Genomic DNA, 12,338 nt, shown 5'->3' on the forward strand with positions numbered 1-12,338 from the left:
ATGTACCAAGACCCTACTTGGACAAGGCAGTTTTTCAAGCGCGATTTTTTGGGAAAACTGCGGCAGGCAGCTTTCGCGCAGGCTCAGCGAGACAGCTGCGCCACACAGCTGGCATGCAGGCAGATCGCCGCCGCCGCTGCCACGTTCAGGGACTCTTCTCCGCCCGGCTGGGCAATGCGCAGCAGCTGTGATGCACGCTGCACCAGAGCCTCCTGCACGCCCTGCCCTTCATGGCCCAGCACCCAGGCGCAAGGGCTGGGCAGATTCGCCTCATGCAAAGGGGTGCTGCCCTGCAGATGGGTGACCAGCAAGGGCACCTGCAGTACCTCCAGCTGCTCCAGCGTCAGCCCTTCGTGCAATTGCAGCCCGAAATGTGCCCCCATGCCGGCACGCAGCACCTTGGGCGACCACAGTGCAGCCGTGCCTTTCAACGCCAGCACCTGCTTGAACCCCAGTGCGCTCGCGCTGCGCAGAATCGAGCCGACATTGCCGGCGTCCTGGATGCGATCCAGTACCACACTGTCCACATCCGGCTGAAACCGGGGCTGCACCTCGGCCGCCCACTCCAGAAGAAAACCCATGCTGGCAGGAGACTCCAGCGTGCTCACCTGGGCAAACAGCGCATCATCCAGCACCGCCACCCGCTCGGCGCCAGCGTACCAGGCCCCGGGAATCTGCCCCCAGGCACGGGCAGCAATCACGGCCCATGCCGGCCGCACTCCCCGCTCCAGTGCAGCACGACACAGATGGTCGCCCTCCACCCAGATCTGCCCCTGCTTGCGATAGGCTCCCGGGTCCTGCGCCAGTTTGCGGAGTTGCTTGACCAGCGCGTTGTCACGCGCGGAGATGTGGACGACTTTCATCGGCTCACCTCGATCCCCACAGCGCCTTGCCGCAGCACCATGGCTACCGGAGCAAAGCTGCGACGGTGATAGGGAGTGGCACCCAGGGTACGCAGCGCCTGCAAATGCTCTGCCGTGCCATATCCCTTGTGGCGCTCGAAACCATAGCCGGGAAACTGCTGCTCGATATCACGGCACCAGCGGTCGCGCGTCACCTTGGCCACGATGGAGGCCGCCGAAATCGTAGCAACTTTGGCATCCCCCTGCACAATGGCCTCGGCGCGCACGCGCAGCTCCGGAATGCGGTTGCCGTCCACCAGCACCTTGTGCGGCAGCAGGCGCAAGCCCTCCACGGCACGGCGCATGGCCAGCATGGTGGCCTGGAGGATATTGAGCGTATCGATCTCTTCCACGCTGGCCTGCCCGATGCTGCAGCACAACGCATGGGCCAAAATGGCATCGTAGAGCTTCTCGCGGCGCGCGGCCGTCAATTGCTTGGAATCCGCCAGACCGGCGATCGGCTTCTGCTCGTCCAGAATGACGGCAGCTGCCACCACCGGCCCCGCCAGCGGACCACGGCCGGCTTCGTCCACACCGGCAATCAGTCCATCGGGCGCGTCCCAAGGCAAGGCAACCTGGTTAGCGGGAGAGAACCTGGGCGATCGCATCGGTAGCCAATCGGGCAGTATCACGCTGCAGCACATGGTGCAGCTCGGTAAATCGGGCGCGCACGGCAGCAATGCGCGCGGGCTGGTCGAACCAGTCATTCACGGCAGCGGCCAGCGCGCGCGGCGTGGCCTGATCCTGCAGCAATTCCGGCACCACGAAGTCACGGCACAGGATGTTGGGCAGACCCACCCAGGGCTGCAGCTGCTTGCGCCGCATCAGCACGGCAGAAACAGGATGCATGGCGTAGGAAATCACCATCGGACGCTTGAACAGCGCCGCCTCCAGCGTGGCCGTGCCACTGGCAATCAGCGTGACATCACAGGCAGCCAGCACCGCATGCGACTGCCCCTTCACAACCTGCACCTGCCCTTCCATGCCCGCCTCACGCACCAGCTGGCGCACACGCTGGTACTGCGCCGGCACAGCCGGCAGCACGCACTGCAGGCCCGGGCGCTGCTTCTGCAGCAGGCGTGCGGCGTCCAGAAAACGGGGAGCGAGATACTGGATCTCGGAACCACGACTGCCCGGCAGCAAGGCGAGCACTTCTCCTACTTCCGGCAGGCCCAGCGTGCGTCGTGCCCCGGCCTGATCCGGCTCCAGCGGCAAGGTATTGGCCAGCGGATGGCCCACATAGGTACTGGGGATGCCATGCCGGGCCAGCAGGTCCGGCTCGAACGGGAAAATGCACAGCACATGGTCTGCCGCACGACGGATCTTGTGCACGCGCTCCGGACGCCAGGCCCAGATGGACGGACAGACAAAGTGCACCGTGCGCACGCCGGCAGCGCGCAGGTCTTCTTCCAGTCCCAGGTTGAAATCGGGCGCATCCACACCCACGAACAGATCCGGCTTGTGCGCCAGCAGCTGCTGGCGCAGCTCATTGCGAATCTGCCAGATGCCCGCCACGCGACGCAGCACCTCCAGGCTGTAACCATGCACGGCCAGCGCCTCGCTCGGCCATTGGGCGACAAAGCCCTCGGCCTCCATGTGCGCACCGCCGATCCCTCGCGCCTGCAACTGCGGCCAGCGTTGGCGCGCACCCTGCAGCAACAGGCTGGCCAACAGGTCACCGGAGGCCTCGCCTGCGACCATGGCCAGTTGCAATCCATCACCAGATGCCGCAGCAGAAGTCATGGCAGCCGACGATGCGACGCCCGCAAGCTGGAGCGTTGCCGAAGAGGCACTGTCTGTTTGAGCAGCTGCAGCCCCTGGCATGCCGGCAGACGGGCGAACCGGCCCAGAGGCGGCAGCGCCAGCCAAGGCAGCAGCGAAATCGTTCGGCATGTTGCTCAGCAACCCGTCAGCGCACAATGCCGCGACGCGATGCGGCGAGAAAATCACGCATCAGTTGCACATCAGCAGCCGCTTCCGGGCGTTCGGCCTCGATGGCAGGCAGACCCTCGACAGCCTGCTCCAGCGTGAGCCCCGCCCGGTAGATCTGGCGGTACATGGCCTTGACCGCCGCAATGCGCTCCGGTCCGAAACCACGACGACGCAGCCCCTCGACGTTGAAGCCGCGCGCGGCCGCCGGATTGCCGTCCGCCATGATGAACGGCGGCACATCCTGGCTGATGGCCGAAGAAAATCCCACCATCGCATGTGCGCCGATCTTGACGAACTGGTGCACGCCCGACAGGCCACCGATGATCACCCAGTCGCCCACATGCACGTGGCCGGCCAGCGTCGCATTGTTGGCCAGAATGGTCTGGCTGCCCAGCTGCACGTCATGTGCAATATGCACATAGGCCATGATCCAGTTGTCATTGCCGATGCGCGTGCAGCCACTGTCCTGCGCGGTGCCGGTATTGAAGGTGCAGAACTCGCGCACCGTATTGCGGTCACCAATCACCAACTGCGTCGGCTCTCCCGCATACTTCTTGTCCTGCGGCGCAGCGCCAATCGAGCTGAACTGGAAGAAGGTGTTGTCTTCGCCGATGGTCGTATGGCCCTGGACCACGCAGTGCGCGCCGATCTTGCTGCCCCGCCCGATGCGCACATCGGGACCGATCACGGCATAAGGACCTACCTCGACATCCGCCGCCAGTTCGGCCGCAGGATCGATGAGCGCGGTGGGGTGAATCAGGGACATGCGGCTGCCTTTCTCCGGATCAGGACTCGACCTTGCGGATGGTGCACATCAGGTCGGCTTCGCAGACCAGTTCGCCATCAACCGACGCCTTGGCGTGGAACTTGTAGATGCCGGCGCGGGCGCGCTCCATGGTCGCTTCCATGATCAACTGGTCGCCCGGCTCCACCGGACGCTTGAAGCGCGCATTGTCGATGCCGACGAAGTAATACAGCACGTCGGGTGCCAGTTCTTCACCCTCGGGAATCATGGACAGCAGCGCCGAAGTCTGCGCCAGCGCTTCCAGCATCAGCACGCCCGGCATCACCGGACGGTTGGGGAAGTGCCCCACAAAGAAGGGCTCGTTGATGGTCACATTCTTCAGCGCCTTGATGCGCTTGCCATCCTCGAGTTCCAGCACCCGGTCCACCAGCAGGAAGGGATAGCGGTGCGGCAGGCGCTTGATGACTTGGTGGATGTCCATCGATTTCATTGTTGTTGTTCCGAAAGTTGACGTTCTAGGCTGCGGACGCGCTCACGCAGCTTGGAGAGCTGGCGAACCACCGCAGCATTCTTTTCCCAGCTTGCATTATCGTCGAAGGGAAAGTGTCCCGAATAGGTACCGGGCTTGAGGATGGAGCGCGACACGAAAGTGGTGGCCGAAACGTTCACGCCCTTGACCAGCCGGCTGTGCCCCATGATGTTGGCCGCGCCGCCAATGGTGACGCCCTCCTCCACCGTGGTGCTGCCGGCAATGCCGGCGTTGGCCGCCATGGCCACGTTGCGGCCCAGGTGCACGTTGTGCGCGATCTGGATCAGGTTGTCGAGCTTCACCCCATCCTCGATCACGGTGTCGTCGATCGCACCGCGGTCGACGCAGGTATTGGCACCGATCTCCACGTCGTTGCCGATGCGCACCGCGCCCAGCTGCTCGATCTTGGTCCAGCCGCCGCCCTTCACCAGGGCAAAGCCGAAGCCATCGGCGCCGATGACGGCACCCGGATGGATGATGCATCGCTCTCCCACACTGCAGCCCTCGCTCAGCTGCACGCGCGACTTGAGCCAGCTGTGCGCGCCCACGCGTGCGCCACGCTCCACCACGCACAGGGGGCCGATGATGGCCGTCTCGTGCACCTCTGCTTCCGGATGGACCACGGCACTGGGATGAATGTGGTGCTCGGGTGCGGGACGAGTACGGCGCTTCCACCACTGCGTGAAGTGGGCGTACCAGGCATACGGGTTGTCCGTGACGATGCAGGCGCGCCCCGGCTTGCTGGCAGCGTCCAGCATGGCAGGCGCCACGATCAGGCAGGCCACTGGTGTGCTGTCCAGCAGATCGGCAAAGCGGGGATTGCTCAGGAAGCTGATGCTGTCAGCCGTCGCATGCTCCAGCGCCGCAATGCGCGCCACGCGGATGCTGCCATCTCCGTGCAGCTCTCCCCCATGGGCCTGCATGGCCTCGACAATCTCCTGTACGCTCACATCCACCATGGCTCTCTCCTGAATCATGAAAAAAGGCGCCAAGGCGCCTTTCGCGGTAGCCAGCCTGCGCTACCTTACTTGCCGGCGTTGAGTGCGGCAATGACCTTGTCGGTAATGTCGAGGCGTCGGTCCACATAGACGGCTTCCTGCAGGATCACGTCATAGCGCTCGGCCTTGGCCACCTGGATCACCACGCGGTTGGCGCGATCCAGCAACTGCTGCAACTCTTCGTTCTTGCGATTGTTCAGGTCTTCCTGAAACTCGCGACGCTTCTGCTGGAACTCGGCATCCTGCGTGAGCAACTGACGCTGGCGTTCAGCACGCTGCTGTTCGGACAGACGCGGAGCGTCCTTCTCGAACTGGTCCATGGCCTTTTTGAGGCTCTCGCCCATGCCCATCAGCTGCTTTTCACGGCTGGCAAATTCCTGCTTGAGCTTGCCCTGCGCCTTCTGCGCAGCATTGGTCTCACTGAACAGGCGATCCGTATTCACGAAACCGATGCGGGTAGCAGCCAATGCGGCCGGCTCAGCAGCGGGCGCAACCTGCGCCTGCGCAGCACACCCCAGCAAGGCTGCCGACGACAGCAGCAACGCTGCCCCGATTGTGGAGAAAGAAAAACGAGACTTCATGATCAGAACGTGGTGCCAATCTGGAATTGAACCTTCTGCAGTTTATCACCCTCGTACTTCTTGATCGGGAAACCGAACGCCAGGCTGAGCGGGCCCATGGGTGACAGCCAGCGAATGCCCGCGCCTGCAGAGACGCGAACTTTCTTGGCGTGCTCGTTAACATTAACACCTTCCTTGTTCACTGCCGGATTGTATGCCCCCGGACGATCAGAATACACGTTTCCGGCATCCACAAAACCAAACATCCGCAGGGTCTTATCATTGCCAGCTCCCGGGAACGGCGTGATCAACTCAAGGTTCACGTTGAACATCTTGTTCCCGCCAACCGAGTAAGTACTGCCGTCATACGCCACACTCTTCGGACCCAGCGTACCTTGGTCAAAACCCCTCACCGAACCAAGCCCCCCGGAATAGTAGTTCTTGAAGAAAGGGAAGTCCTTGTTGCCCAGACCCTTGCCGTAACCAAGATCCGTGTTGAACGCCAAAGTGTATTGCTTGTTCAACGGGTAGTAATACTGGAACCGGTAGTTGGCCAACGCATATTTGAGATCCCCTGCAGGACTAACCGCACCGGTCAGACGCTGATAGATGCCCGTTGTCGGCGCAAGCGAGCTGTCACGGGAATCGCGTGACCAACCGACTGTCAATGGGATGCCATAGGCGCTTGTCTTGCAGTTGTCAGCAATGTACTGCTTGTCATCAGCCGTCAAAGGGTTGCTGAAGCTCCCGGAGCTACAGGCGTTTGCCGCAAGAAATTGCCATTGCTCGTTCGTCAACTTGTTCTCAAGCGGTAGAGCGGAACTACCAGGTTGAATCTTGTATTGCTCAAAACCGCCACCAAAGTACACCGTATCACGCTCGGTAAACGGAATACCGAAACTGATATTGCCCCCCAGTTGCTGGATACGGTAATCGTAGGAACCGCTGCCCTGTGAAGCATACGGTTCGCTACGGTTGTAAAACACATTGAATGTGCGCGAAACACCGTCACTGGTGAAATAGGGGTCTACCGAAGAAATCGACGCCGAACGGTTGTACTTGCTGGTGTTGACTTCCGCGGACAGCGACTGACCCGAACCGAAGATATTGTCCTGGCTCACCCCCGCAGACAGCGACACTTTGTCAGTGGAGGAATAGCCAGCGCCGATCTGAAGAGAGCCCGTCGGGCGTTCCTTGACCCCAACCGTCAGATCCGCCTGGTCCGAAGTACCCGGCACGGGCGTGGTATCCACCGTCACTTCGTTGAAGTAGCCCAGACGATCCACGCGGTCGCGTGAGAGCTTGATCTTGTCGGCGTCATACCAGGACGATTCGAACTGGCGCAGTTCGCGGCGGATCACTTCGTCGCGCGTCTTGGTGTTGCCGGCCACGTTGATGCGGCGCACGTAGGCGCGCTGATCGGGGCTGGCCGTGAATACCAGCGCCACCTGCTGCTTCTCGCGGTCGATGGAGGGCTGCGGCGTGACCTTGGCAAAGGCAAAACCATAGTTGCCGAAACGGTCGGTCATGGCCTTGACCGTGGCGGCGACGTCATCGGCCTTGTAGGCCTCGCCCGGCTTGACCTTGACCAGCGAGCTGAATTCATCTTCCTTGTCGAGGAAGTTGCCCGCCAGAGAGACGCCGGAGACCACGTACTTCGGCCCCTCGGTCACGTTGACGGTGATGTCGATGTCACGCTTGTCGGGAGACAGTGCCACCTGGGTGGAGTCGACCTTGAACTCGAGGTAACCGCGGTTCAGATAGTAGCTGCGCACCGCCTCCAGGTCGCTGTTCAGGCGCTGCTGCGAGTAGCGGTTGGACTTGGTGTACCAGGACATCCAGCCACCGGTATCCTGCTCCATCTGCCCCCGCAGCGTGGACTCGCTGAACGCCTGGTTGCCGACAAAACGGATGCTGCGGATGCGGGCAGAAGCGCCCTCATGCACGGTGAAGTTGACGTTGACGCGGTTGCGGTCGATCGGGGTGACCGTGGTGACGACTTCCGTGCCGTAGTAGCCCTTGCCTTCGTACTGGCGTTTGAGCTCCTGCACGGCCAGGTCCTCGGCGGCCTTGTCGAACGGACGGCCAGCGGCCACGCCTGCACCTGCCAGGCCGGCCATGATCAGCTTCTTGTCGAAGGCATCGATGGAGGTCAGCGTGACTTCGTTGATGGTCGGGCGCTCCTGCACCACCACGATCACGTCGCTGCCACGCGTTTCCACCTTCACATCGCTGAACAGGCCCAGGCTGTACAGCGCGCGGATGGCGGCGGAACCCTTGTCATCATCGTAAGTCTCGCCCACCTTGACGGGGATGGAGGCAAACACGGTACCGGCATCGACCCGCTGCAGGCCTTCAACCTTGACATCCTTCACGACGAAGGGAGTGACGGCCCACGCTGCATTGGCGAGGAAACCCAGACCCACGACGGCTGCAACAGCGGTGTGGCGGAAAGGCAGGGAGGTTCGCTTCATGAATATCGCTTGTGTTGATTCAGGCATAGCCCGCAACCCGCCTCTGGGCACTAGGTGCCCAGTACGCGGGAGAGATCATTGAAAAGGGCTATGCCCATGAGGCCGATCAGAATGGCCATTCCGATCTGCTGCAGGCGCTGCACAAACGCATCAGGCACAGCCCGACCCGTGGCAGCTTCCCACAAATAATACATCAGGTGACCACCGTCCAAGATCGGGATTGGCAACAAATTGAGTACCCCAAGACTCACGCTGATCAGCGCAAGAAATGCAACATAGGTCGCCAGACCGGCGCGGGCCGAGCGTCCTGCATAGTCGGCAATGCTGATCGGGCCGCTCAGATTCTTGAGGGATGCATCGCCCATCACCATGCGGCCCAGCATGCGCAGGCTGAAAGCCGCCATGTCCCAGGTGCGCTGCATGCCATGCTGCATGCCGTCAAAAGCACCGAGGCGCACCGTGGTCATCTCGGGCGGAGCGCCCAGGAATGCGCCGATGCGACCGATGGTGACGCCCTCCTGCTGAACGGTTTCCGGCGTGACCTCGATATCCAGCGTTTCGCCATTGCGGCTCACCTGCCAGCGCTGCGCCTTGCCCCCGGTCTCGGCGCGCACCAGGCGGCGCAATTGCGCTGCATCTTCGATCGGCTCATCGTCCACGCGCAGAACGCGGTCGCCGGTGCGCAGGCCGGCACGGTCCGCCGGATCACCCGGCGCGAGTTCACCGACCATGGCCGGCATGAAGGGGGCCGCCAAGCCGATCCTCTCCAGCGTCTGCGCATCCACGTCACTCAGGCCGGCCTGCTGTAAGGCCAGGACATGGGAGCGCGTGGCATCGCTGCCATGGCTGGCCTGCAGTTCGACATCGCGCCCTTGCAGCGCTGCCTGCGTCAATTCCCATTGCAGGGTGCCGAGCGAACGCACCGGCTGCGCTTCTTCAGCCTCGTCATTGAGCCAGCGCAGGGACACGATGCGATCGCCACTGCGCAACCCTGCCTGGTCAGCCAGACTGCCGGGAGCAGGCTGTGCAATCACCGGGCTGACTTCGGACATGCCATACCATGCCAGACCGCTGTAGATCAGCACGGCAAGCAGGAGGTTGGCCAGCGGCCCTGCGGCCACGATGGCAATGCGTTTCCAGACCGACTGGGTGTTGAAGGCAAGATGACGCTGGTCTACAGGCACCGGCGCTTCACGCTCATCCAGCATGCGAACGAAGCCACCCAGCGGCAGCGCCGCCACGGCATATTCGGTGCCACTGCGGGGACTTGTCCAGCTCCACAGCGGCTTGCCGAAGCCGACCGAGAACTTCAGCACCTTGACGCCACAGGCGCGTGCCACGCGGTAGTGGCCGTACTCATGGATGGTGATGAGCAGGCCCAGCGCGACGAGAAAAGCCAGCAGCGTGATCATGCCTGCAAGCGGGCCACCAGCTCGTTCGCCAGCGCGCGCGACTGCTGGTCCAGGGCCAGCAGGTCATCCAGTGACTGCGGAGCGGCAAAGCGCGATTGCTCGAGCGTTGCCGCATTGACCTGATAGATCTGGTCGAAACGGATGCGGCGATCCAGGAAGGATGCCACGGCCACTTCGTTGGCAGCATTGAGTACCGCCGTGCTGCCCGGCTGCGCCTGCAGCACCTGCCAGACCAGCGGCAGGCAGGGAAAGCGCTCCGGGTGGCCGTGCTGGTCCACCGCTTCGAAGGTCATGGCCGACAGGCTGGCAAAATCCAGCGCCGCTGCCCCGCTCTCGATGCGCTCGGGCCAGGACAACCCGTAGGCAATCGGCACGCGCATGTCGGGCGTACCCATCTGTGCCACGATGGAAGCATCGCGGTACTGCACCATGGAGTGCACGATGCTCTGCGGATGAATCACCACGCCCATGCGCTCCGGCGACATGCCGAACAGGTAGTGCGCCTCGATCACTTCGAGCGCCTTGTTCATCATGGTGGCGGAATCCACCGAGATCTTGCGGCCCATGCTCCAGTTGGGATGGGCACAGGCCTGCTCTGGCGTGACGCTCTTGAGCGTCGCGGGATCCGCACTGCGGAACGGGCCACCGGATGCCGTCAGGATGATTTTCTCGACCCGCTGCTGCCAGGTTGCCGGATCATCCGGCAGCGACTGGAAGATGGCCGAATGCTCGCTGTCGATCGGCAGCAGCGTGGCCCCACCCTGCTGCACGGCGTCCAGAAACACACGGCCGCCAACCACGAGAGCCTCCTTGTTGGCCAGCAGCAGGCGCTTGCCCGCGCGGGCCGCTGCCAGGCAGGGCGCCAGCCCGGCTGCGCCGACGATGGCAGCCATCACGGCATCCACCTCGGGATGGCGGGATACCTCGACCAGCCCCGACTCGCCACTCAGCACCTCGACCGACAGGCCATGCGCCTTGCATGCATCGCGCAAGGCTTGCGCGTGGGGCTCCGATGCCATCACGGCAAAACGCGGGGAAAAGCGGCGACACAGCTCCAGCATCTTGTCGGTCTGGGTAGCCGCGCTCAGCGCAAACACCTGAAACTGACCGGGATGGCGGGCAATCACATCCAGCGTGCTGTTTCCGATGGAGCCGGTAGCGCCGAGGACGGTGATTTGCTGCGGGGAGGAAAAGGAGGAGGACACGGTCATGCGCTCAGGCCGGCTCACGCCAGCCACAGGGTAACAGTCAGGGCCAGGGGCAGTACGGGCAACAGCGCATCGATGCGATCCAGCACGCCGCCGTGCCCGGGCAGCAGCTGGCTGCTGTCCTTCAGGCCCATGCTGCGCTTCATGAGGGATTCGACCAGATCGCCGACCACGCTCATGGCCGTCAATGCCGCCACCACCAGCAGCAGCACCGGAATGCCGGCGCGCGCCGCAATGTCGGCATGGAAGTTGGAAACGGACAGCTGGCTGCAGATCAGTGCCAGCAGCAACGCACCCGCCACACCGCCATACACGCCTGCCCAGCTCTTGCCGGGACTGATGGATGGCGCCAGCTTGCGCTTGCCGAATGCACGACCAGCGAAATAGGCGGAAATGTCAGCGGCCCAGGCCAAGGCCAGCACTGACAGCAGATACCAGACACCAAAGCGCCCGTGCAGTTGCACGGCGGCCAGCCAGGCCGCACAGAGAACGAACAGGCCCATTACCAGACGCACGGGAGAGGGAATGCGCTGCCACACCGGCACACCGGCGCGCAGCAGCCAGGGAGCCAGTCCCAACCAGGCCAGACTGGCAAGACTCACGAAAATGCGTACGCCATCGGACGCAGTGGCGTGCCAGCCCCAGGACGTCATCAGGGCACAGGCGCCTGCAGCAAGCGCGGCGCTGGCCCAGCACATGCCAGACTGGCAACCACTCAGACGGGCCCACTCCCAGGCAGCGGCCGCCATGATGACGGCCATCAGCAGACCGAAGGCCGATTCAACCGGCGCAAACAGGGCTGCTAGCAGAACCAGCAGCAGCAGCACTGCCGTGATGACGCGCTGCCTCAGCATTCGCCGTCCTGCTGCACCTGCTCGGAGGTCTGGCCGAAACGGCGCTCACGGCTGGCAAAGTCGGCGATGGCACCATCCAGAGCCGCTTCATCGAAGTCAGGCCAGAGAGCATCGCTGAAATGGAATTCGCTGTAGGCCGATTGCCACAGCAGGAAGTTGCTGATGCGGAATTCACCGCCGGTGCGGATCACCAGGTCGGGATCCGGCACATGATGCAGTGCCATCGCACCCGACAGGGAGGCCTCGGTGATCGGCTCACCGCACTCAGCCAGTGCGGCTGCAGCCTGGGCAATGTCCCAGCGACCCCCATAGTTGAAACAGACGTTCAGGATCAGCCGCTGGTTGCCTTGCGTGGTCCGCTCGGCCTCATCCAGCCCCTGGCGAACGCCATCAGACAGGCCACTGCGCGAGCCGACAAAATGCAGCTGCACCCCATCGGCATGCAGTTGCGGCACTTCGCGTGCCAGCGCCTTGCCCAGCAGCTCCATCAGCCCGGAGACTTCATCTTCGGGCCGGTTCCAGTTTTCGGAAGAGAACGCGAAAACCGTGAGCACGCGAATGCCACGGGCAGCACAGGCGCGCACGCAGCGCTTGAGGGATTCGACCCCCTGACGGTGGCCCGCCAGACGGGGCATGAAACGCTTGCGCGCCCAGCGACCATTGCCATCCATGACGATGGCAACGTGCTGCGGCACGGAAGCAGGCGATGAGGGCTTGCGCATCG

The 12,338-nt window shown here is 63.1% G+C and carries 12 protein-coding genes; all 12 read right to left on the minus strand.

Annotated elements, in window-relative coordinates; all coding sequences use genetic code 11:
• Positions 1 to 83 precede the first annotated feature (83 nt).
• The 12 genes from BMW28_RS09280 to uppS all read right to left on the minus strand — a co-directional run bounded on the left by BMW28_RS09280 (position 84) and on the right by uppS (position 12,336).
• Positions 84 to 863, minus strand: a complete 780-nt coding sequence (locus BMW28_RS09280) for a TrmH family RNA methyltransferase (protein ID WP_091817026.1) — start codon at positions 861 to 863, stop codon at positions 84 to 86.
• The gene (gene rnhB, locus BMW28_RS09285; protein WP_091817028.1) at positions 860 to 1,510 is read right to left on the minus strand and encodes a ribonuclease HII; all 651 of its coding nucleotides are present in this window, start codon (positions 1,508 to 1,510) and stop codon (positions 860 to 862) included. Before rnhB ends, BMW28_RS09280 begins: the two co-directional genes overlap by 4 nt.
• Complete coding sequence (gene lpxB / locus BMW28_RS09290; RefSeq protein ID WP_091817030.1) at positions 1,482 to 2,645, minus strand: lipid-A-disaccharide synthase; 1,164 nt, start codon at positions 2,643 to 2,645, stop codon at positions 1,482 to 1,484. The genes rnhB and lpxB overlap by 29 nt, the downstream gene beginning before the upstream one ends.
• Positions 2,646 to 2,811: 166 nt before the next feature.
• Positions 2,812 to 3,600, minus strand: coding sequence for an acyl-ACP--UDP-N-acetylglucosamine O-acyltransferase (lpxA, locus tag BMW28_RS09295; RefSeq protein WP_091817031.1), 789 nt, complete (start codon positions 3,598 to 3,600; stop codon positions 2,812 to 2,814).
• A 19-nt stretch (positions 3,601 to 3,619) separates the two neighbouring features.
• Complete coding sequence (gene fabZ, locus BMW28_RS09300) at positions 3,620 to 4,060, minus strand: 3-hydroxyacyl-ACP dehydratase FabZ (RefSeq protein WP_091817228.1); 441 nt, start codon at positions 4,058 to 4,060, stop codon at positions 3,620 to 3,622.
• Positions 4,061 to 4,065: 5 nt separating this feature from the next.
• A complete protein-coding gene (gene lpxD, locus BMW28_RS09305; protein ID WP_200785777.1) occupies positions 4,066 to 5,064 on the minus strand; it encodes a UDP-3-O-(3-hydroxymyristoyl)glucosamine N-acyltransferase in 999 nt (332 codons plus the stop codon).
• Between the two features lie 68 nt (positions 5,065 to 5,132).
• Positions 5,133 to 5,687, minus strand: a complete 555-nt coding sequence (locus BMW28_RS09310; protein WP_091817033.1) for an OmpH/Skp family outer membrane protein — start codon at positions 5,685 to 5,687, stop codon at positions 5,133 to 5,135.
• Positions 5,688 to 5,689: 2 nt separating this feature from the next.
• Positions 5,690 to 8,140, minus strand: coding sequence for an outer membrane protein assembly factor BamA (gene bamA / locus BMW28_RS09315; RefSeq protein WP_091817035.1), 2,451 nt, complete (start codon positions 8,138 to 8,140; stop codon positions 5,690 to 5,692).
• Positions 8,141 to 8,190: 50 nt separating this feature from the next.
• Complete coding sequence (gene rseP / locus BMW28_RS09320) at positions 8,191 to 9,552, minus strand: RIP metalloprotease RseP (RefSeq protein ID WP_091817037.1); 1,362 nt, start codon at positions 9,550 to 9,552, stop codon at positions 8,191 to 8,193.
• Positions 9,549 to 10,757 (minus strand): 1-deoxy-D-xylulose-5-phosphate reductoisomerase, encoded by a 1,209-nt coding sequence (ispC, locus tag BMW28_RS09325; RefSeq protein WP_234970104.1) that lies wholly within the window; start codon positions 10,755 to 10,757, stop codon positions 9,549 to 9,551. Before ispC ends, rseP begins: the two co-directional genes overlap by 4 nt.
• A 20-nt stretch (positions 10,758 to 10,777) precedes the next feature.
• The gene (locus BMW28_RS09330; protein WP_091817042.1) at positions 10,778 to 11,614 is read right to left on the minus strand and encodes a phosphatidate cytidylyltransferase; all 837 of its coding nucleotides are present in this window, start codon (positions 11,612 to 11,614) and stop codon (positions 10,778 to 10,780) included.
• On the minus strand, positions 11,608 to 12,336 hold the full coding sequence (gene uppS / locus BMW28_RS09335) for a polyprenyl diphosphate synthase (protein ID WP_091817044.1): 729 nt from the start codon (positions 12,334 to 12,336) through the stop codon (positions 11,608 to 11,610). The genes BMW28_RS09330 and uppS overlap by 7 nt, the downstream gene beginning before the upstream one ends.
• Positions 12,337 to 12,338 lie beyond the last annotated feature (2 nt).

The sequence above is a fragment of the Allobrachymonas denitrificans DSM 15123 genome, assembly GCF_900110225.1.
GTDB lineage: Bacteria > Pseudomonadota > Gammaproteobacteria > Burkholderiales > Burkholderiaceae_C > Brachymonas > Brachymonas denitrificans.